General features: G+C 64.2%; 17 protein-coding genes. 9 read left to right on the top strand and 8 right to left on the bottom strand.

The window, feature by feature from the left end; translation table 11 throughout:
• Positions 1 to 61 precede the first annotated feature (61 nt).
• Complete coding sequence (locus tag AC3A4H_RS04180; RefSeq protein WP_487765548.1) at positions 62 to 1,864, top strand: IlvD/Edd family dehydratase; 1,803 nt, start codon at positions 62 to 64, stop codon at positions 1,862 to 1,864.
• 259 nt (positions 1,865 to 2,123) lie between these two features.
• On the opposite strand, the gene AC3A4H_RS04175 is transcribed toward AC3A4H_RS04180, so the two are convergent.
• From AC3A4H_RS04175 to AC3A4H_RS04155, 5 genes are read right to left on the bottom strand one after another with little or no spacing between them, the layout of a single operon-like run.
• Entirely contained in the window at positions 2,124 to 2,954 is an 831-nt protein-coding gene (locus tag AC3A4H_RS04175; protein ID WP_487765547.1) for a dipeptide ABC transporter ATP-binding protein, read from the bottom strand.
• The gene (locus AC3A4H_RS04170) at positions 2,951 to 3,799 is read right to left on the bottom strand and encodes an ABC transporter ATP-binding protein (protein WP_487765546.1); all 849 of its coding nucleotides are present in this window, start codon (positions 3,797 to 3,799) and stop codon (positions 2,951 to 2,953) included. Before AC3A4H_RS04170 ends, AC3A4H_RS04175 begins: the two co-directional genes overlap by 4 nt.
• A gap of 1 nt (position 3,800) precedes the next feature.
• Positions 3,801 to 4,709, bottom strand: a complete 909-nt coding sequence (locus tag AC3A4H_RS04165) for an ABC transporter permease subunit (protein WP_487765545.1) — start codon at positions 4,707 to 4,709, stop codon at positions 3,801 to 3,803.
• Positions 4,710 to 4,716: 7 nt separating this feature from the next.
• A complete protein-coding gene (locus AC3A4H_RS04160; protein WP_487765544.1) occupies positions 4,717 to 5,724 on the bottom strand; it encodes an ABC transporter permease subunit in 1,008 nt (335 codons plus the stop codon).
• A 57-nt stretch (positions 5,725 to 5,781) separates the two neighbouring features.
• The gene (locus AC3A4H_RS04155; RefSeq protein WP_348777870.1) at positions 5,782 to 7,374 is read right to left on the bottom strand and encodes an ABC transporter substrate-binding protein; all 1,593 of its coding nucleotides are present in this window, start codon (positions 7,372 to 7,374) and stop codon (positions 5,782 to 5,784) included.
• A gap of 967 nt (positions 7,375 to 8,341) precedes the next feature.
• Here AC3A4H_RS04155 and AC3A4H_RS04150 point away from each other — a divergent pair.
• Positions 8,342 to 10,012, top strand: coding sequence for a long-chain-fatty-acid--CoA ligase (locus tag AC3A4H_RS04150; RefSeq protein WP_487765893.1), 1,671 nt, complete (start codon positions 8,342 to 8,344; stop codon positions 10,010 to 10,012).
• 96 nt (positions 10,013 to 10,108) lie between these two features.
• Here AC3A4H_RS04150 and AC3A4H_RS04145 read toward each other — a convergent pair whose 3' ends face one another.
• Positions 10,109 to 10,816 (bottom strand): HAD family hydrolase, encoded by a 708-nt coding sequence (locus tag AC3A4H_RS04145; protein WP_348777872.1) that lies wholly within the window; start codon positions 10,814 to 10,816, stop codon positions 10,109 to 10,111.
• Positions 10,817 to 10,822: 6 nt separating this feature from the next.
• Positions 10,823 to 12,466 carry a glucose-6-phosphate isomerase gene (gene pgi, locus AC3A4H_RS04140; protein WP_487765543.1) on the bottom strand — a complete coding sequence of 548 codons (1,644 nt, stop codon included), beginning with the start codon at positions 12,464 to 12,466 and terminating at the stop codon, positions 10,823 to 10,825.
• 247 nt (positions 12,467 to 12,713) lie between these two features.
• Between pgi and pdxR the strand changes: the two genes are divergently transcribed.
• Positions 12,714 to 14,207 (top strand): MocR-like pyridoxine biosynthesis transcription factor PdxR, encoded by a 1,494-nt coding sequence (gene pdxR / locus AC3A4H_RS04135; RefSeq protein ID WP_487765542.1) that lies wholly within the window; start codon positions 12,714 to 12,716, stop codon positions 14,205 to 14,207.
• Positions 14,208 to 14,395: 188 nt separating this feature from the next.
• Positions 14,396 to 15,985 (top strand): trimethylamine methyltransferase family protein, encoded by a 1,590-nt coding sequence (locus AC3A4H_RS04130; RefSeq protein WP_487765541.1) that lies wholly within the window; start codon positions 14,396 to 14,398, stop codon positions 15,983 to 15,985.
• 77 nt (positions 15,986 to 16,062) lie between these two features.
• On the opposite strand, the gene AC3A4H_RS04125 is transcribed toward AC3A4H_RS04130, so the two are convergent.
• Positions 16,063 to 16,452 (bottom strand): DUF930 domain-containing protein, encoded by a 390-nt coding sequence (locus AC3A4H_RS04125; protein ID WP_487765540.1) that lies wholly within the window; start codon positions 16,450 to 16,452, stop codon positions 16,063 to 16,065.
• 117 nt (positions 16,453 to 16,569) lie between these two features.
• Between AC3A4H_RS04125 and AC3A4H_RS04120 the strand changes: the two genes are divergently transcribed.
• The 5 genes from AC3A4H_RS04120 to AC3A4H_RS04100 all read left to right on the top strand — a co-directional run bounded on the left by AC3A4H_RS04120 (position 16,570) and on the right by AC3A4H_RS04100 (position 21,038).
• Positions 16,570 to 16,836, top strand: coding sequence for a PepSY domain-containing protein (locus AC3A4H_RS04120; protein ID WP_487765539.1), 267 nt, complete (start codon positions 16,570 to 16,572; stop codon positions 16,834 to 16,836).
• Positions 16,837 to 16,981: 145 nt separating this feature from the next.
• A complete protein-coding gene (locus AC3A4H_RS04115) occupies positions 16,982 to 17,860 on the top strand; it encodes an ABC transporter permease (RefSeq protein ID WP_487765892.1) in 879 nt (292 codons plus the stop codon).
• Entirely contained in the window at positions 17,857 to 18,696 is an 840-nt protein-coding gene (locus tag AC3A4H_RS04110) for an ABC transporter permease (RefSeq protein ID WP_487765538.1), read from the top strand. Before AC3A4H_RS04115 ends, AC3A4H_RS04110 begins: the two co-directional genes overlap by 4 nt.
• Positions 18,697 to 18,715: 19 nt before the next feature.
• Positions 18,716 to 19,858 carry an extracellular solute-binding protein gene (locus tag AC3A4H_RS04105; protein ID WP_487765537.1) on the top strand — a complete coding sequence of 381 codons (1,143 nt, stop codon included), beginning with the start codon at positions 18,716 to 18,718 and terminating at the stop codon, positions 19,856 to 19,858.
• Positions 19,851 to 21,038 carry an ABC transporter ATP-binding protein gene (locus tag AC3A4H_RS04100; RefSeq protein WP_487765536.1) on the top strand — a complete coding sequence of 396 codons (1,188 nt, stop codon included), beginning with the start codon at positions 19,851 to 19,853 and terminating at the stop codon, positions 21,036 to 21,038. Before AC3A4H_RS04105 ends, AC3A4H_RS04100 begins: the two co-directional genes overlap by 8 nt.
• Positions 21,039 to 21,047 lie beyond the last annotated feature (9 nt).

The raw sequence follows: 21,047 nt of genomic DNA, 5'->3' as shown, positions 1-21,047 counted from the left end.
CCTCTTGCGGCCCCGCAATCCTTGCCATAACCATTTCACAGTCGCACCCCGGGAGAAGCTTATGGCCGGTTCGAACACGCGCAAGAAGTTCCGCTCGCAGGAATGGTTCGATAATCCCGACAACCCGGGCATGACCGCTCTCTATCTCGAGCGCTACCTGAACTACGGCCTCACCCGCGAGGAACTGCAGTCGGGCAAGCCGCTCATTGGCATCGCCCAGACCGGCTCGGACCTCTCGCCCTGCAACCGCCATCACATCGAGCTTGCGAAGCGCGTGCGCGAGGGCATCGTGGCGGCCGGCGGCATCCCCTTCGAGTTTCCCTGCCATCCGATCCAGGAAACCGGAAAACGCCCCACCGCAGCGCTCGATCGCAACCTCGCCTATCTGTCGCTGGTCGAGGTGCTTTACGGCTATCCGCTCGACGGCGTGGTGCTGACCATCGGCTGCGACAAGACCACGCCGGCCATGCTGATGGCGGCGGCCACGGTCAACATCCCGGCAATCGCGCTGTCTGTGGGACCGATGCTCAATGGCTGGCACAAGGGCAAGCGCACCGGCTCGGGCACCATCGTGTGGGAGTCGCGCCAGCGGCTTTCGGCCGGCGAGATCGACTATGACGAGTTCATGGAGATCGTGGCGTCGTCAGCGCCCTCGGTCGGCTATTGCAACACCATGGGCACCGCCACCACCATGAACAGCCTGGCCGAGGCGCTGGGCATGCAACTGCCCGGCTCGGCCGCCATTCCAGCGCCCTATCGCGAGCGTGGCCAGATTTCCTACGAGACGGGGAAGCGCATTGTCGGCATGGTGCATGAGGACCTGAAGCCGTCCGACATCATGACGCGCGAGGCTTTCGAGAACGCCATCGTCGTCAATTCGGCGATCGGCGGTTCCACCAACGCGCCGATCCATCTCAACGCAATCGCGCGCCATCTCGGCATAAAACTCGACAATGACGACTGGCAGGCCATCGGCCACAAGATCCCGCTTCTGGTGAACCTGCAGCCGGCCGGCGAATTTCTGGGCGAGGATTTTTGTCATGCCGGCGGCGTGCCGGCGGTGGTGATGGAACTGATGAAGGCTGGCCTGCTGCCGCATCCCGACGCCATCACCGCCAATGGCCGCTCCATGGGCGAGAATTGCGGCATGGTGGAAAACCTCGATCACAAGGTCATCCGCCCGGTCGCCGATCCGCTGAAGGAAAATGCCGGCTTCATCAACCTCAAGGGCAATCTGTTCGACAGCGCCATCATGAAGACCAGCGTGATCTCAGCCGAGTTCCGCGAGCGCTACCTGTCGAATCCGGCCGACCCCGACGCCTTCGAGGGCAGGGCTATGGTGTTCGACGGACCGGAGGATTATCACGCCCGCATTGACGATCCGGCACTCGGCATCGACGAGCACACGGTGCTGTTCATGCGCGGGGCAGGGCCCGTCGGCTACCCCGGCGGTGCCGAGGTGGTGAACATGCAGCCGCCCGCCTACCTCATCAAAAGGGGCGTGCACGCGCTGCCCTGCATCGGAGACGGACGGCAATCGGGCACGTCCGGCTCGCCCTCCATCCTCAACGCCTCGCCGGAAGCCGCGGTCGGCGGCGGCCTGGCGCTGCTCCAGTCGGGCGACCGCGTTCGCATCGATTTGCGCAAGGGCACGGCCGACATTCTTATCAGCGATGAGGAATTGCAGCACCGCCGCGCCGAGTTGCAGATCGACGGCGGCTACCGCTATCCCGCCCACCAGACGCCCTGGCAGGAAATCCAGCGCGGCATGGTCGACCAGCTTTCGGAAGGCATGGTGCTGAAGCCGGCGGTGAAATATCAGCGCGTGGCGCAGACGAAGGGTATTCCGCGGGACAATCATTGAGCGCCAACGCCCACCTCCCTCTTGAGGGGGTGAGGAGTGGTGGCCGAAGGCCACGAAAAGCCAACGATTTGGCTTTTCGAACGACGAACGCCCGGAGCCATAGCGGAGGGCCGGCCGGGAGGGGGTGGTCCATGCCGAGCGCGGCCGCAACGACCCACCTCTGCACTCTGAAAGGGAGGGCCGGCGCACTGCCGCAATGACCCCTTCCCGATCCGCTGCGCGGATCGACCCTCCCCTCATGGGGGAGGGAGACGTCGGTTCAAGCCGCCTGCTTGCGCGCCAGCCTTGCCCTAATGCTTGCCACATCCGCGCGGGGCGTGGCTGCAAACAGCGTCTTGGTGTAGCTGTGCTGCGGGTTGGAAAACACCTCGTCGCGGGTGCCATATTCCACCGCCTCGCCGAAATACATCACCATCACCTCGTCGGCGATGTAGCGCACCACCGAGAGGTCGTGGCTGATGAAGACGTAGGTGAGCTGGAACTCGTCCTGCAGGTCGGCGAGCAGGTTCAGCACCTGCGCCTGTACCGAAAGGTCCAGCGCCGACACCGGCTCGTCCAGCACCAAGAGGCTCGGGTTCAGCATCAGCGCGCGGGCGATGGCGATGCGCTGGCGCTGGCCGCCGGAGAACATGTGCGGATAGCGGTTGAAGTGCTCTTCGCCCAGGCCAACCTTCTTCAGCATCGCCATGGCGCGGTCGCGCCGCTCGGACGCCGGCATGTCGGTGTTGATCTTCAGCGGCTCGGCCAGCACGTCGCCGATCTTCTGGCGCGGGTTGAGCGAGCCATAGGGGTTCTGGAACACGATCTGCACCTTGCGGCGCAGCTCGGGCGTCAGCCCGTCGCGCGCGATGTCCACCTTCTGGCCGTCGATGAACAGCTCGCCCGAGGTCGCCGCATCGATCAGCGTGATGATGCGTGCCAGCGTGGACTTGCCGCAGCCGCTCTCGCCGACGATGGCCAGGGTCTTGCCTTTCTCGACAGAGAAGCTCACGCCCTTCACCGCATGCACGGTGCGCGCCTTGGAGAACAGCCCGCCAGCGACGTGGTAGTCGCGCTTCAGGTGCCGGGCTTCGAGGACGGTGTTGCTCATGCCAGCGCTCCTTCCGGCTCGTCGAGCACGAAGTCGGAGATGGTGGGCAGGCGGTCGCCGGTGGCGTTGTCGGGCAGGGCCGACAGAAGCGCCTTGGTGTAGCTGCTCTTGGGCGATTCAAACAGGGAGAGCACGTCGGCTTCTTCCATCTTGCGTCCCTTGTACTGGACGACGACGCGGTCGGCCGTTTCGGCGACCACGCCCATATTGTGGGTGATCATGATCAGCCCCATGCCGTGCTCGGCCTGCAGGCCCATCAGAAGGTCGAGGATCTGCTTCTGGATCGTCACGTCGAGCGCGGTGGTCGGCTCGTCGGCGATCAGGAGCTTGGGGTTGCAGGCAATGGCCATGGCGATCATCACGCGCTGGCACTGCCCGCCCGACATCTGGTGCGGGTAGGAGCTGAGCCGTTCCGCCGGGTCCGGAATGCCGACCTGCTGGAACAGCTCGATGGCGCGGGCGCGGCGCTGGGCGCGGTCCATGTTCATGTGGACGCGCAGCACTTCCTCGATCTGAAAACCGACGGTGAAGCACGGGTTGAGGCTCGCCATCGGCTCCTGGAAGATCATGGCGATGTCGCGGCCGATGATTTTGCGGCGCTGCTCGGGCGTCATGGCCAGCAGGTCCTGACCGTTGAAGGTCATGCTGTCGGCGGCCACCTTGGCCGTCTTGGGCAGGAGGCCCATGACCGCCAGCATCGAGACGGACTTGCCCGAGCCGGACTCGCCGACGATGGCCAGCACCTCGCGCGGCTCGATCGACAGATCGATGCCCTTCACGGCGATGAACTCGCCGGCGCTGGTGTCGAAGGAGACTTTAAGGTTCCTGATTTCGAGAAGCGGCATCTTACGACCTCTTCAGCTTGGGGTCGAAGGCGTCGCGCAGGCCGTCGCCGATGAGGTTGATGGCAAGCACGGTGATCAGGATGGCAAGACCCGGGAAGGTCACCACCCAGGGCGCGCGCAGGATGAACTCGCGGGCCGCGGCCAGCATCGTGCCCCATTCGGGCGTCGGCGGCTGTGCGCCCATGCCCAGGAAGCCGAGGGCGGCCGCCTCGAGGATGGCGTTGGAGAAGGACAGCGTGGCCTGCACGATCAGCGGTGCCAGGCAGTTGGGCAGGATGGTCACCAGCATCAGGCGCAGGTGCCCGGCGCCCGCCACCTTGGCCGAGACGACATATTCGCGGTTCTTCTCGGCCATCACCGCAGCGCGCGTCAGGCGGGCGAAGTGCGGCTGCAGAACGACTGCGATGGCCAGCATGGCGTTGAACAGGCCAGGCCCCAGGATCGCCACCAGCACCAGCGCCAGAAGCAGCGACGGGAAGGACAGGATGATGTCCATCACGCGCATGATCAGCGTGTCGACCCATCCGCGGAAATAGCCGGCGAGCAGGCCGAGGATGATGCCGCTGATCAGGGCGAAGGTCACGACCACGAGACCGATGAACAGCGAGTAGCGTGCGCCGTAGATCAGCCGCGAGAGGATGTCGCGGCCCACCGCATCGGTGCCGAGCACGAAGTTCGAGGTGCCGTTCGCCCACCACATCGGCGGCGTCAGCAGTGCGTCGCGATACTGCTCGTTGGGCATGTGCGGCGCAATCAGCGGCGCAAAGACGGCGACCAGCACCAGCAGGGCGAAGACGACGAGACCGACGACGGCCCCGTGGTTCATAGAGAAATAGTGCCAGAACTCGGCCAGAGCGCCCGGACGGGCAGCTGGCTTGGCCGCCGGCATGACAGTGGTTTCGTTGCTCATCCTTGCCTCACTGCACGCGGATGCGGGGGTTGATGACGGCGTAGAGGAGATCGACGACAAGGTTCACGGCCATGACGATCAGTGCGATCAGCAGCAGGCCGCTCTGCACCACGACATAGTCGCGCTTGCCAATGGAATCGATCATCCACTTGCCGATGCCCGGCCAGGAGAAGATGGTTTCGGTGAGGATCGCGCCCGCCATCAGCGTGCCGACCTGCAGGCCGATCGTGGTCACGACCGGGATCAGCGCGTTGCGGAACGCATGCAGTCCGATGACCTGGCGCGGCGCGAGGCCCTTGGCGCGGGCAGTGCGCACATAGTCCTCGCCCAGCACTTCCAGCATGGCCGAGCGCGTCTGGCGCGCAATCACGGCGAGCGGGATCGTGGCCAGCACGATCGACGGCAGGATGAGATGGCTGACGGCCGACGAGAAGGCGCCGCTCTTGCCCGACAGCAGGCTGTCGATCATCATGAAGCCGGTGACCGGCGGGAAGAAGTATTGCAGGCCGATGCGGCCGGAAACCGGCGTCCAGCCCAGCGTGCCGGAGAAGAAGATGATGAGCAGCAGGCCCCACCAGAAGATCGGCATGGAATAGCCGGTCAGGGCAGCGCCCATGGTGATCTGATCGAACCAGGAGCCGCGCTTGACGGCCGCAAAGATGCCGGCGGGAATGCCGATGATGACCGCAAGCAGCATGGCGACCGTCGCCAGTTCCAGCGTGGCCGGAAACAGCGCCAGGAATTCGCCGATCACAGGCCGCTTCGTGGCAAGCGAAATGCCGAAATTGCCGTGCAGGACGTTGCTGATGTAGTCGAAATACTGAACCCAGATCGGGCGGTTGTAGCCGAAGCGTTCGAGCAGCTCGGCGTAGCGTTCGGGGCTGACGCCGCGTTCCCCGGCCATGGCCAGGATCGGGTCGCCGGGCAGCAGGCGCACGAATGCGAAGGCGGCCAGCGAGATGCCGAAGATCGTCGGAACGATCAGGGCGAGTTTGTGGAGGATGTAGCGGAACATGGTGATTGCGATGGCTAGACGGCGCCCCTGAGGGGCGCCGTCCCCTATTCGCTTTTCTTATTCGGCGATGTCGACGCCGTCGAAACGATGGATGCCGAGCGGATCCATCACGAAGCCCTCGACCTTCTTGGACATGGGCATGAAGACCTTCGAGTGGGCGATGGTCAGCCACGGCGCTTCGCGCTTGAAGACGACCTGGGCTTCCTCGTAGATCTTGGTGCGCTCGGCCTGGTCGGTCGTCGCCTTGCCCTTCTGCAGCAGGGCTTCGAACTCCTTGTTGCACCAGATGGCGTAGTTCGACTGGCCGATGGCATCGCAGCCGAGCAGGAACAGGAAGTTGTCCGGATCGCCGTTGTCGCCGGTCCAGCCGAGCTGGAAGGCGCCGTCACGATCCTTCTGCTTGCCGCGTTCGCGATACTCGGTCCATTCGTAGCTGACGATCTCGGCCTTGACGCCGATCTTGGCGTAGTCGGCCTGGATCAGCTCAGCCACGCGCTGGGCGTTCGGGTTGTAGGGGCGGCTGACCGGCATGGCCCAGATCTTCATCGAAAGATCCTTGACGCCGGCTTCTTCGAGCATCTTCTTGGCCGCTTCCGGATCGTACGGATCGTCCTTGATCTCGGTGTTGTAGCCCCACATCGTCGGCGGGATCGGGTTCACGGCCGCCTGGCCGGCGCCCTGGTAGACCGCGTCGATGATGGCCTGCTTGTTGACGGCCATGTTGAGGGCCTTGCGGACCTCGGCCTTGTCGAAGGGCGCCACGGTCGTGTTGTAGGCCATGTAGCCGATGTTCAGGCCTTCCTGCTCGTCGACCTTGAGGTTCTCGTCAGCCTGCAGGCCGGCGATGTCGGCCGGGGCCGGGTAGGACATGATGTGGCATTCGCCGGCCTTGAGCTTCTGCGCGCGCACCGCCGGATCGGGGGTGATGGCGAAGATCAGGTCGTCGATCTTCTGGCGGCCGCCGAAGTAACCATCCCAGGCAGCGTAGCGGATGACGGCGTCAACCTGATAGTCGACGAACTGGAAGGGGCCGGTGCCGACCGGCTTCTGCGTGAACTGCTGCAGGTTGCCTTCCTTTTCCAGCTGGTCGGCATATTCCTTCGACACGATCGAGGCGAAGTCCATGCCGAGGTCGGGCAGGAAGGCGACTTCCGGCTTGTTCAGAACGAACTTGACGGTCAGATCGTCGACTTTGACGACTTCCTTCAGCAGGTCCGGGAAGCCCATGCCGGTGAAATACTCCCAGCCGGTGCCGGGCAGGTATTCGTACCAGGGGCTGTCCTTCTTCCACTGGCGCTCGAACGAGAAGACGACGTCGTCGGCGTTCAGGTCGCGGGTCGGGGTGAAGTAGTCGGTGGTCTGGAACTTCACGCCGGGGCGAAGCTTAAAGGTGTATTCCAGGCCGTCGTCCGAGACGGTCCAGCTTTCGGCGAGGCCGGGCATGAGGCTGGTCTTGCCGTGCTCAAACTCGACAAGACGCGAATAGATGGTGCGCGAAGAGGCGTCGAAGTCGTTGCCGCCGCTCCACGGAGACGGGTCAAAGCCTGCCGGCGACGCCTCAGAGCAGTACACCAGAGTTTTGGCATTCGCCGCGCCGCCCAAGACGGTTGCAGCCGCGAGTGCGGCTGCAAAAGTCAGCTTCCTTATCATTGATCACTCCCTGTCATGGATCCAAGCCCCTCAAACTGGCTTTGAGGCCGCATATAAGCATCGTTTTCGAGCCTATGGAACACCTTGTTTTAAGGTGCGCGAAAGGTGGAACAATGTTTCAACATGTTGTCATCATGCGGTTACATTGTTTCGATGAAGACGCACCTTGCGAAATGGTCTTTCCTTTTGGGGTGGTACCTCGACAGCTTACGTTACGACAACGGATGTCGAATTTGCGCCCTCGAGGGCCGGGAAACCCACGTCCGCCGGGCTTTCGGGCGCCTGTTCCCCACTGCTTGCCGTTGCAGGGGAGCAAGGCTTGCATGCGCGCTGGTTGTGGCCATAAATTGGATACAGACGCATTCTACTTGGAAATCCGGGGGCGCAACAATTCGAGAGGGCGGATCCGCGGGTGTAGGCGTCCGAACAAACGAGAAGAACTGCGAGGGAGGACGGGGTGGCCAAAACGAGCAACAAGGCTGGGAAGGCGCAAGTGGACGAGAAGGTGAAGCCGGTGCGGGCAAGGAAACCATCGGCCGCCAAGACGGCGCAGGCGCCTGAGGCCAAGGGGGCAAGCCGGGCAAGGAAAGCTGAAACCGCGGGCGGTTCCGCCTCTCGCGCCGCTGTTGCCGAGGCGGCTGCCGGCACCGCGAGCTCGGCGCCATCGGCCGCGAAAGTCGCAAAGCCCACCGCCAAGAAGGCCGTGAAGAAACCTGCGACTGCCAAGGCTGCGACCAAGCCGGTCGCCAGCAAGGCCGCAAAGAACGAAAAAACTGCCCCGAGCAAGGCGAAGGCCGCAGCGCCGGCGCGCGCCGCGGAAAGGCCGGCAAAGGCCGCCGGTGCCGCCAAGGCCGACGGTGCAGCCAAGCCAAAGGCGTCCGCCTCCAGCACGGCCAAGAAGCAGGCGAAGCCGAAAGCGGCAGCGCCCACCGCCAAAGCTCCTGCCGCTCCGGACGGCGCTGTCGCGCTGCACGAGGTCAAGCCATGGCTGAGAAGCTATCCGGCCAACATTCCTGCGGAGATCCCGCCGCTCGAATTCAATTCTATCGGCGACCTGGTGGTCGATGCCGCCAAGAAATATGCAACCCGGCCCTGCTTCACCTGCATGGGCAAGACAATCACCTTCGCCGAACTCGAGCGACTGTCGGCGGCCTTCGGGGCCTATCTGCAGTCGAAGGGGCTGGCGCCGGGTGCCCGTGTGGCGCTGATGATGCCCAACGTGCTGCAATATCCGATTGCGCTGCTGGGCGTTCTGCGCGCGGGCTACACGGTGGTCAACGTCAATCCGCTCTACACCCCGCGCGAGCTTGAGCACCAGCTCAAGGACTCGGGCGCCGAAGCCATCATCATCCTCGAAAACTTCGCCACCACCTTGCAGGGGGTGATCGCCCGCACGCCGGTCAAGCACGTGGTCGTGGCGGCCATGGGCGACATGCTCGGGCTCAAGGGCCACATCGTCAACCTGGTGGTGCGGCGGGTGAAGAAGATGGTGCCCGCATGGTCGCTGCCGGGGCATGTCAAGTTCCCGGCTGCGCTCAAGGAAGGTGCCGCGCGCAACTTCAAGCCCGCCAGGGTGTTCGGCGACGACATCGCCTTCCTGCAATATACCGGCGGAACGACGGGCGTTTCCAAGGGCGCCATCCTGCTCCACCGCAACATTCTGGCCAATGTCGTGCAGAACATGATCTGGATGGAGACGGCCTTCACGAAGAGGCAGCGCCCGGAAATGTTGACCTTCGTTTGCGCGCTGCCGCTCTACCACATCTATGCGCTGACGGTGAACGCGCTGATGGGCATCCAGCAGGGCGCCCACAACATCATGATACCCAACCCGCGCGACATTCCGGGCTTCGTGAAGGAACTGAAGAAGTATCCCTTCAACGTCTTCCCCGGCCTCAACACCCTGTTCAACGCGCTGCTGAACAACGAGGAGTTCCGCAAGCTCGACTTCAAGCCGCTGTTTCTCACCTTCGGGGGCGGCATGGCGGTGCAGCGTGCCGTGGCCGAACGCTGGAAGAGACTGACCGGCGTCACCGTTTCCGAGGGCTACGGCCTGTCGGAGACATCGCCGGTGGCGACCGCCAACCGCTTCGACGCCGAGGAGTTTTCCGGCACCATCGGCCTGCCGATGCCGTCGACCGAGGTCGCGATCCGCGACGAGGAAGGCCACGAGCTGGCGTTGGGCGAAGTCGGCGAAATATGCATTCGCGGCCCCCAGGTCATGGCCGGCTACTGGAACCGGCCCGACGAAACCGCCAAGGCAATGACCGCGGATGGCTTCTTCCGCACCGGCGACATGGGCTTCATGGACAGCCATGGCTATACCAAGATCGTCGACCGCAAGAAGGACATGATCATTGTGTCCGGCTTCAACGTCTATCCGAACGAGCTGGAAGAGGTCGCGGTGCAGCACCCGGGCGTGCTGGAGGTCGCGGCGGTAGGCGTGCCGGACGAGCATTCGGGCGAGGTGCCGAAGCTGTTCGTGGTCAAGAAGGACCCCAACCTGACCGCCGAGGACCTGCTGGAATACTGCCGGCAGAACCTGACCGGCTACAAGCGCCCGAAGCTGATCGAGTTCCGCACCGAACTGCCCAAGACCAATGTGGGCAAGATCCTGCGGCGGGAGCTGCGCGGCTGAAGATCGTCATCGCAGGCTGCGCGGCATGCCGCGAGCCTGCGATGCGAACCATCGGGGAGCGGAGTGGACCTGTGCCGGCCGCACCCCGAGAACAAGTCAGATCGTTCCCAGGAACCCCGGCAGGTCGGCGACCGAATTGAGGATCACGTCGGCCATGGGCGCCAGCGTTTCGCGGGTGCCGGTGCCGCTCAGCACGGCCACCGCCAGCCCGGCGCCGCCGGCCCGCGCCATCTCCAGGTCGTGCCGGTTGTCCCCCACCATGGCGATCTCCGACGGCTTCAGGCCGGTGAGGTCGGCAAAGGCATGGATCGCATCCGGGGCCGGCTTGGGATTGGCCACCGCGTCGTAGCCATAGGCCGCGTCGAACATCTGCGCGATGCCAAGCGCCAGCAGCGTCTGTTCGGCGCCGCTGGTGGAATCGTTGGTCGCCACGCCGAGACGGAAGCCCGAGCCGTGCAGCACGGCGATGGCATCCTTGCTGCCCGGCAGCGGCACCGAGGCCGCCGCGCCCGCCTCGGCGGTCATCGTGTTGAACCCGGCGGTGATGGTTTGGCGCTCCTGTTCGCTGGCGTCGGGATACCACAGCGCCACGATCTCGGCGTTGGTCCCGGCGGCAAACACGGAGTCGGCCTTGAAGCGTTGACCGTCGAAGTCGTAGCCGGCCAGCGTCAGCAGCGCGTCCGCTCTCGTGCGGTCGCCTTCGGCTGCCTGCAGCGCCATCAGGTCGCCGATGGCGAACCATGTCTTCTGGAAATCGACCAGTGTCCCGTCCTTGTCGAACAGGATGCCCTTGATGCCCTGCAATGCCGTCTACTCCGTTGCCCTGAGACGATGGATATGGCGCACCAAACCGGCGGTGGAAGCGTCGCTTTGCGCGGCATCTTCCGTTCCCTCCACGACAGGCAGCAGCCCGGTTGCCAGTTCCTTGCCCAGTTCCACGCCCCATTGGTCGAATGAGTTGATGCCGAAGAGCGTTCCTTCCACGAACACCCGGTGCTCGTAAAGCGCAATCAGCCGTCCCAGCGTGTAGGGGTCGAGCTTGCGATAGAGCAGGGTGAGCGAGGGCCGGTTGCCGGAGAACACGCGATGCGGCGCGATGCGGTCGACCTCTTCCAGCGGCATGCCGCGGGTCAGCATCTGCCGGCGCGCCTCTTCCAGCGTGCGGCCCTTCATCAGCGCCTCCGATTGCGCCAGGCAGTTGGCGAGCAGGAGGTCGTGCTGGTGGCGCAGTTCCGGCTCGTGGCCTTCCGCCGCCGCCAAGAATTCGACCGGGATGACGTCGGTGCCCTGATGCAGAAGCTGGAAGAAGGCATGCTGGCCGTTGGTGCCGGGCTCGCCCCACACCAGCGGCCCGGTCACGGTCACCGCCTTCTGCCCGCCGAGCAGCACGTGCTTGCCATTGGATTCCATGTCGAGCTGTTGCAGATAGGCCGGCAGGCGGGCCAGCCGTTGGTCGTAAGGAATGACGGCGCGCGCCGGGTAGCCGCAGACCACGCGGTGGAAATAGCCGATCAGCCCCATCACCACCGGAATGTTCTTCAGAAGAGGGGCCGTTTCGAAATGCCGGTCCATGTCGCGCGCGCCGGCGAGGAATTCGCCGAACCGCTCCGGCCCGATGGCGATCATGATCGGCAGGCCGATGGCAGACCACAGCGAATAGCGGCCGCCCACCCAGTCCCAGAAGCCGAAGACACGGTCGGGCGCGATGCCGAAGGCGGCGACCTTGTCGAGCGCGGTGGACACGGCCGCGAAATGCTGGCCCACCGCCTCCCTGCCCAGCGCCTTCTCCACCCAGTCGCGGGCGGTCTCGGCATTGGTCATGGTCTCGACCGTGGTGAAGGTCTTGGATGCCACGACGAACAGCGTCGTCTGCGGGTCGAGGTACTTCAGCGTGTCGTGAATATGCGCGCCATCGACGTTCGACACGAAGTGCGCGCGCGGCCCGTCATGATAGGGGGCAAGCGCCAAGGTGGCCATCGCGGGGCCCAGGTCGGAGCCGCCGATGCCGATGTTGACGATGTCGGTGATGCGCTTGCCGGTCGCGCCGGTGGCAGCACCCGAGCGCACCGCATGGGCGAAGGCGCCCATTGCAGCCAGCACGGCGCGAACGTCGGGCATCACGTCCTTGCCGTCCACCATCACCTTCGCGTCAGGCCCGGCCCGAAGGGCGGTGTGCAGCACGGCGCGGCCCTCGGTGCTGTTGATCTTCTCGCCCGAGAACATCGCCTCGCGCCGTTTGGGCAGGTTGGCCGCCAGCGCCAGCCGTTCCAGATGCGCCATGGTTTCGGAGGTGACCGCGCATTTCGACCAGTCGAACAGCAGGTCCCCATCCGTCAGCGAGAACCTTGCGAAGCGCTGGGGATCGGACTTGAACGCCTCGCGCATGTTCATCGGCGTTTCTTCCTGTTCCTCGCGAAGCGCGGTCAAGGCGGCATGAAGGGGGGCGTCTGTCACAGCCAGTCTCCAGTAGTCGATCTGCTTCCTGCGAGCTTACCAGAGCCCGCCGACGATGCGGAGCCACGGAAAAAGTTTTGCGGGGAAAATCTCCCGCATCGCTCTTTCGGCGGTGTGCCATGCCAGGAAGGATCACTGGCATAAATCCTAGCGATTAGAAAAATTCATTGGCGCAACCCGTTGGACCACGGATACGGTCCACTGGTCCACAAAAGATAAAGCATAACGCCTGACCGGGGAATTACTGATGCCACAGAGAAACGATTCGGCCATATGGTCGGGACTGTTCCGGATATCCGCAGAATCCGGCCAGACGCTTCAGGCACAGATCCGGCAGGCCATCGTCGCAGCCATTCTCGACCGCCAGATCGCCGCTTCCATGCCGCTGCCTTCCTGCCGCATCCTGGCCGAGAAGCTCGGCGTTGCGCGCGGCACGGTGGTGCTGGCCTTCCAGCAACTCGTCGACCAGGGCTTTCTCGTGGCGCGCGAGCGGCGCGGCCACTTCGTCAACCCGGAAGTGCTGGCCACCCCCGCCAAGCCACAGCACAAGACCGGCGAGCAGGCCAGCGAGATCGACTGGAAGGCGCGCCGCCAGATCCCGGCCAGCGACATGCCGCGCGCGGCCAAGCTCGACAACTGGATCAAGTCTTCCTACCCCTTTGTCTATGGCCAGTTCGACCCAGCGCTGTTTCCCACCGCCGAATGGCGCGAATGCAACCGCATGGCGCTCGCGGTGCTCGAAATCCGCAACTGGGCGGCCGATATGGTGGACCGCGACGACCCGCTGCTGATCGAGCAGATCCAGGCCCGCCTCCTGCCCCGGCGCGGCATCTTCGCCAATCCCGACGAGATCATCGTCACCCTGGGCGCGCAGAATGCGCTCTACATGCTGGCCACGCTGCTGATGACCAAGGGCAGCAAGGTGGCGATGGAGGACCCGGGCTATCCGGATGCGCGCAGCATCTTCCGGCTGGCCGGCGCCGAGATCCAGCCCACCCCGGTCGATGAGGACGGCATCGTCACCTCGGCCATTCCCTCGGACGCCGGCTTCGTCTTCGTCACGCCCAGCCATCATTGCCCGACCATGGTGTCGATGAGCGCCGAGCGGCGGCAGGACTTGCTGGCGCGCGCCAGCCGCAACAACCAGATCATCATCGAGGACGGCTATGACAGCCAGCTTCTCGACGAGGCGCCACAGCAAGCCCTGAAGAGCATCGACCGCTCGGGCCGCGTCGTCTATGTCGGCTCCATGTCCAAGACGCTCGCGCCCGGCCTGCGGCTTGGCTACATCGTCGCCTCCGCTGACCTCATCGCCGAGCTTCGGGCGCTGCGCCGCTTCGTGCTGCGGCATCCGCCCGCAAACAACCAGCGCGCGGTGGCGCTGTTCCTGTCGCTCGGCCATCACGAGGCGCTGGTGCGCCGGCTGTCGTCGGCCTTCGACGAGCGCCGCAAGCGCCTGGTCCAGGCCATCGACGCCTTCCTGCCGGACTGGCGCCCGACCGTCACGTCCGGCGGCACTTCGCTGTGGCTGGAGGGGCCGCGTGGCACGGATGCCCGCAGCCTCGCCGAGGCCGCTGCCTCGCGCAGCGTCATCATCGAGCCCGGCGACCGCTTTTTCGACAGGCCCGACAAGCCGTCGCGCTTCATGCGGCTCGGCTTTTCATCCATCGCTCTCCAGCACATCGAGCCTGGCATTCGCGAACTGGCGACTGCCGCCGGCCGCCGGCCCGCGGCTGCCTGAAGCACCGCACGCGGCCGGCCTTTCCGGCCGCCTTCCAGGCGAAAACTCCTGGCACATCTGGCGGCAAAAGGTGGCCCATACGCGCGGTCCGCTCGGCGCTGCATAGTCTCCGCCATAGGGGAACCAGGCCGCGCGACCGAAGGCACATTCGGCGCGAGAGGGCCAGCGAATATGGTGGAGGTTTTCGCATGTCGAGCGCGCTCGAACAGCATGACATCGTGGCAGCAGACCAGAGGTCTCGCAGGTCCGGCGGCCGGGAGGCGCGCCGTGCGCTTCGCGCCGCCCCCCTGGCCGAGGATGTCCGGCCCATTCGTCCCGGACTGGAAGGCGGCAGGTATAAGCCATTGGGCCAGAACGATCTGGAACGCATCCATGAATCGGTGCTGATGTTGCTCGAAACAGTCGGCTTCGCCAATGCGATCCCCAGCTGCATCCAGGCACTGACGCGGGTGGGCGCCATTTACGGCGAGGATGGCCGCATCCGCTTCCCGCGCGAGCTGGTGCTGTCGACGATCAAGAACGCCGCGCGCAACTTCACCCTCTACGGCCAGGACCCCAAGCACGACATGGTGATCCAGGGCACGCGCGTGCACTATGGCACGGCAGGCGCGGCGGTCCACCTCGTCGACGTCGAAAAGCGCGAATACCGCGAGTCGCTGCTGCAGGACATCTACGACGCCGCCCGCATCGTCGACGGGCTCGACAACATCCACTTCTTCCAGCGGCCGATGGTGCCCCGCGACGTTCCCGACCCACTCGATATGGACTTCAACACGCTCTACGCCTGCATCATGGGCACGTCGAAGCATGTCGGCACCTCGTTCACCGTCCGCGAGAACGTGGCTCCGGCGCTGGAGATGCTCTACGCAATCGCCGGCGGCGAGGAGAATTTTCGCGCCCGGCCGTTCGTTTCCAATTCCAACTGCTTCGTCGTGCCGCCGATGAAGTTCGCCGAGGATGCCTGCGGCGTGCTCGAAGCCTGCGTGGAGGGCGGCATCCCCATCCTGCTGCTTTCGGCCGGGCAGGCCGGCGCGACCGCGCCCGCGGCGATTGCCGGCGCCGTGGTGCAGGCGGTGGCCGAGGTGCTGGCGGGCCTGGTCTATGTCAACGCGCTGAAGCCCGGCCATCCGGCGATCTTCGGCACCTGGCCCTTCGTCTCGGACCTGCGCACCGGCGCCATGTCGGGCGGCTCGGCCGAGCAGGCGCTGCTGACGGCGGCCTGCGCGCAGATGGCGCAGTTCTACGACCTGCCCGGCGGCTCGGCCGCCGGCATGGCGGATTCCAAGCTGCCCGACATCCAGTCCGGCTACGAAAAGGGCATCACCAATGTCATGGCCGGTCTGTCGGGCCTCAACCTCGTCTATGAATCGGCCGGCATGCATGCCTCGCTGCTGGGCTTTTGCCTGGAAAGCCTGATCATCGACAACGACATGCTCGGCCACTGCCAGCGCTGCGTGCGCGGCATCGAGGTCACCGACGAGGCGATGTCGATCGATACAATCACCGAAGTCTGCCTCAACGGCCCCGGCCACTATCTCGGCAATGACCAGACGCTGAAGCTGATGCAGACCGAATATTTCTATCCGGCCATAGGCGACCGTTTCAGCCCCAAGGAATGGAACGAGAAGGGCAAGCCCGACATATTGCAGCGCGCCATCGCCGAGAAGAAGCGCATTCTGGCCGAACGCTTTCCGCGCCATGTGCCGCGCTCCATCGACGACAAGCTACGTGCCCGCTTCGAAAACATCCTTTTGCCACGCAGCGGCATGGGCGGATAGGGCGCTCTGGCCGGAGCAAATGGTCCGAGGGGTACGGCCGGCCTGCCTGGTCGCTCCTCTGATACAGGCCTGCGCCCTTAGCGCCAGAGATTGTATTTCGGCCAGTCGTCCTCGGAAATCCTGTCGCCGATCTTGTAGCTGAACGACAGCACCTTCATGCGGTCGTGGGCGGTGCGGCAGGTGTAGGAGAGGCGATACCACCGCCCCTTGGCGCGGAAGGCGGCGCCCGGGCTCTCGATCGCGTCGCCGTGCAGCGTCGGCGTCTTGATCGCATAGGCCACGACGCGGTCCGGCTTATAGGGGTTCGCGTCGCGCGCGATGCGTTCCAGTGCCTCGGCATCGCAGCGCTGTTCAAGGCGCGTGTCGGGGTCGAGTTTCAGGAGGCCGACCTTCAGTCGCGCATCGAGCGCCACCGCCGGCGAAGCGAGCACCAGCAGTGCCGACGCAGTGAGACAGAGTTTTCTCATGACGGGCAGGTGCATCATATTCGCGGGCCCAAATCAAGGCGGCATGGCCCGCGCCCACTGGAACCAAACCGCGCATCCGCCGTTCTTGTCCATTGCGCTTTGAGGGAGAGGAAAGCCATGGGCCCCCGTCTGGTTCTCGGATCTGTTGTCGTGGCACTCCTGGCCTGCGGCCATGCCCAGGCGCAGAACACAACTCAGCTTTTCCCTCCCGACGGGGCAATCAAGCTTTCCGAAATCATCGCCAAGGTCGAGAAGCGGGACCAGTTCCGCTATGTCAGCGAAATTGAGTGGAACCAGGACGGCTACTACGACGTGATCTACCACACCGCCGACAAGGCCAAGGTCGAGATCAAGATCGATCCGAAAACCGGCCAGCCGCGTTGACGCAGTTCATGGTCGTGGGTGAGAATCCGGGCGGCGCCGAAGCAAAAAAACCGTTTCCGAACAGTAGACATCCCGCCGCCAATCGCCCAATCTGTGCCCAGAAAAAGCATTGCTGCCTAGACAGGGCGACCTGAGCCGGATGAGCATGACAAAAGGGTGGACGCTGTACGACCGGCGATTGGCATGGGCTCTCGTTGCTCCCACCTTTCTGCTGCTGCTGTTTTTCCTGCTGTTACCGATCGCAGTAATGGCAGCCTACACCTTCTTCACCTTTATCACGGCCGGCGTCGAGACAAGCGCGCTGACCTTCGACAACTGGAAGGAGTTCCTGTTAGACAGCTACTATCACGGCTTTCTTTTCAAGACGGTGCGGGTCGGCGCGATGACGGCCGTGATTTGCGCGGTTCTCGGCTACTTCCCGGCCTATTTCATCTGGGCCACGACGTTCCGGCACAAATGGCTGCTGCTGCTTTTGCTCATCGTGCCGTTCTGGATCAGCTTCACTATCCGTACCTTCTCGTGGATCCATATCCTTGGCGAGCAGGGGCTCATCAACGTCACGCTGCTCAAGCTTGGCATCATCAGCGAGCCGCTGCCGATGCTCTATACCGAGGGCGCGGTCATCATGGGGCTGCTGCATTTCCTGCTGCCCTACATGATCCTCAATGTCTATGTGAGCCTTGAAAGCATCGACCGTACCTTGATTTCCGCGGCCCGCTCCATGGGCTGCACCAGCGCGCAGGCGTTCCGGGAAGTCACCCTGCCATTGTCCCTGCCGGGGCTTGGCGCGGGGCTGCTGTTGTGCTTCGTGCTTGCCGCCGGAAGCTATGTGACGCCGCAATTGCTGGGCTCGGGCCGCGACGCGCTGTTCGGCAACCTCATCTACGACACCATCATGGGGCAGCTGAACTGGCCGCTTGGCGCCACGCTGTCCATTGTCCTGTTCGTGCTGCTGGGCTGCGCGGCCGCTGCCTATACGCGCTACATGGGCATGTCCCAGATCATGAAGGGCCTTGGCGGATGAGTGCACGCCAACACGACCGCGAAGGCAGATGGGCCTGGCGGCTGACCGGCGCGATCACGCTTCTTGTCTATATCTTCATGTTCGCGCCCATTGCGGCCACCGTCATCCTGTCCTTCAATTCGTCGATGTTCGGCGGCTTCCCGCTCACCGGCTTCAGCCTGCACTGGTACGAAAAGCTGCTGTCCAACGAGCAGGTTCTCACCGCGTTCAGGACCTCGTTGTGGATTGCGCTGGTCACAGCGGCGGTCACCACGGCGCTGGGCATCATGGTCGCCTTTGCGCTGGTGCGCTTCCAGTTTCCGGGAAAGCAGTCCTTCGGCACTCTGGTCATCTTGCCGGCGCTGGTGCCCGAAACGATTTTGGGTGTCGGGCTGCTGGTGCTGATCAAGGCGGTCGACCAGCCGCGAACCATCTGGCTGCTTTTGCTCGGCCACATCCTTCTGGCGCTGCCTTACGTGGTGCTCGTCGTTCAGGCGCGGATGATCGGCATCAGCCGCACCTATGAGGAGGCCGCCCTGTCGCTCGGGGCCGCCCGCCTTGCCTCATTCCGCGAAATCACCCTGCCGCTGCTTGTTCCCGCGGCCGTCGCCGGCGTGCTGCTGGCCTTCACCATTTCCTTCGACAACACTTCCGCCAGCCTGTTCTGGCGTCCCGCCGGCGTCGAGACGATGCCGACGCAGATACTTTCCATGCTGAAGATCTCGGTCAGCCCGGAGGTCAATGCCCTTGGCACGGTCATGATCCTGGTCACCGTCGGCGTGCCGCTGATCGGCGGCCTCATGCTGCAAGGTTTCACCCGCTTGATGAAGCGCGTTGGTGGAAAAGGGAACACATAACGAAAAAGGGGAACGCAAAATGAAAATGTCGACTACGACGCGACTGGAGCGGCTGAGCGAGCGTTATGCAAACGGCGATATCAGCCGTCGCAATTTTCTGACCCTGACGGCGGCGGCCGCTGCCGCGACGGGGCTTTCCATGCCCTGGATGGGCAGGGCGCTGGCAGCCGCCACGGAAGTTCGCTTCGACGGCTGGGGCGGCGTCGTGCAGGAGGCGATCGATAAATACGCCTTCCAGCCCTATACCCAGAAGACCAGCATCAAGGTGGTGCAGGGTACCTTCGGCGACGAGGACGAGGTCATCACCAAGATCAAGACCTCGAAGCCGGGAGACTTCCAGGTCATCCACTCCTCGGGCGTCAACTACTACATCAAATATGTGAATGCCGGCTTCAATTCGGAGATCAACGAGGCCAACATTCCCAATATGGCGAATGTCCTGGTGCCGATGATCGAGCCCTTCCGCAAGATCACGCCCAAGATCTCGGCCGTGCCCTACGACTACGGCACCACCGGCCTCGCCTACAACAAGAACGTCATCTCGGATGACGAGGCCAAGGAAAAGGGCGTCGGCCTGCTGTTCGACAAGAAATATGCCGGCAAGGTTGGTGGCTACGCCGACATGACCACGCGCGTCTGGTATGCCGCGCTCCATTCGGGCCAGGACCCCAACAACATCACCGACATGGACGCCGTCTGGGCGAAGGTGCGCGAGAACCGCGACCTGGCCAAGAAGTTCTGGAGTTCGGGCGCCGAGCTGATGGACCTTCTGTCGAAGGGCGAGATCGTGGTCACGGACGCGTGGTCCGGCCGCATCGCAGCGCTGCAGCAGCAGGGTCACCCGATCGGCTATCTCGATCCCGCCGGCTCCTATGCCTGGATGGAGGACATGCTGGTCGTCAAGGGCTCGCCGATGGCCGAATGCGAGGAACTGATCAACTTCATGCTCGAGCCCGCCACGGCAATCGCGGTTGCCGAAGGGCAGAACTATCCTCCCTCGCTGGATCCGACCAAGGTGAAGATGACCGAGAAGATCGAGTCGCTGCCTGCCTACGACCCGACGGGATCGATGAAGGCGCTGACCTTCGCCGACCCGATCTACTGGGCGGAAAACGAAGACGCCTGGACCAAGCAGTGGGATAGGATCGCCAAAGGTGCGTGACAGCCTCGACACCACATCGCAGATGCCCCGGCCGGTCGCGGCCGGGGCAATCCTGGCTGGCGAGGATGCGCCGCTCCTTCGCGGCGAGCACTCGCTGCAACAGCCGGCGGTAGAATTCAGCAATATCGACATTTCCTATGGCAAGTTCGTCGCGGTTCGCGATTTCTCGCTCAGCATCGCCAAGGGCAGCTTCGTCACGCTTCTGGGGCCGTCCGGTTGCGGCAAGACGACGATTCTGCGCTCGATCGCCGGGCTGGTCGACATATCCCGGGGGCAGATTTCGATCGGCGGCAGGCGGGTCGACGACGTGCCGATCTACAAGCGCAACATCGGCCTGGTGTTCCAGAGCTACGCGCTGTTCCCGCACAAGAGCGTCTTCGACAATGTCGCCTTCGGCCTGAAATACAGGAACGTGCCCAGGCCCGAGATCGTCCGCCGGGTCGAAAAGGCGCTCGAGATGGTGCGGCTTCCCGGCAGCGGCAAGAAGCTGCCTTCGCAGCTTTCCGGCGGCCAGCAGCAGCGCATCGCGCTGGCGCGCGCCATCGTCTTCGAGCCGGAAGTGTTGCTGCTGGACGAGCCGCTGTCGGCGCTCGACGCCAATATGCGCGAGGAAATGCGCGTCGAGATCAAGAAGATCCAGAAGGAAACGGGCATTACGGCCATCTTCGTGACTCACGATCAGGAAGAGGCCCTGTCCATGTCCGACCAGATCGTGGTCATGAACGCCGGCACGGTGGAGCAGATCGGAACGCCCGAGCAGGTCTATCAGGAGCCGGCCACCGCATTCGTGGCCGATTTCCTGGGCAAGGCCAACATGCTGGCCGGAGTGGTTTCGGGGATGGACGGCCACATGGCCACCATTGCGCTCTCGGCCGGGCAGGTCGTCAGGGTGGCTTCGCCAAGGGCGCTGGCGCCTGGGGCGGGCGTCACCGTTGTCGTGCGGCCGCAGAAATTGCTCCTGGGCGCGGCGGCCGGCGCCAACAGGCTTTCCGGACGGGTGGTGTCGGCCTCCTATCTCGGCGGCAGCGCCATCTACGAGATCGACATTGGCGGCAACACCATCATCCGCGCCAATACGCTGATCGACGGCAGGATCATGCGCGAAGGCGCGGCGGTGGAAGTCGGCTTCGAGCCGCAAGGATGCGTTCTTCTCAATGAGAAAGGGCGGCGGATCGTCTAGCCGAGCCGG

The sequence above is a fragment of the Pseudaminobacter sp. Soil_N_29 genome (assembly GCF_057656055.1).
Note: the sequence above shows the minus strand (reverse complement) of the source record. Positions and strands in the feature narration are given on the sequence as shown.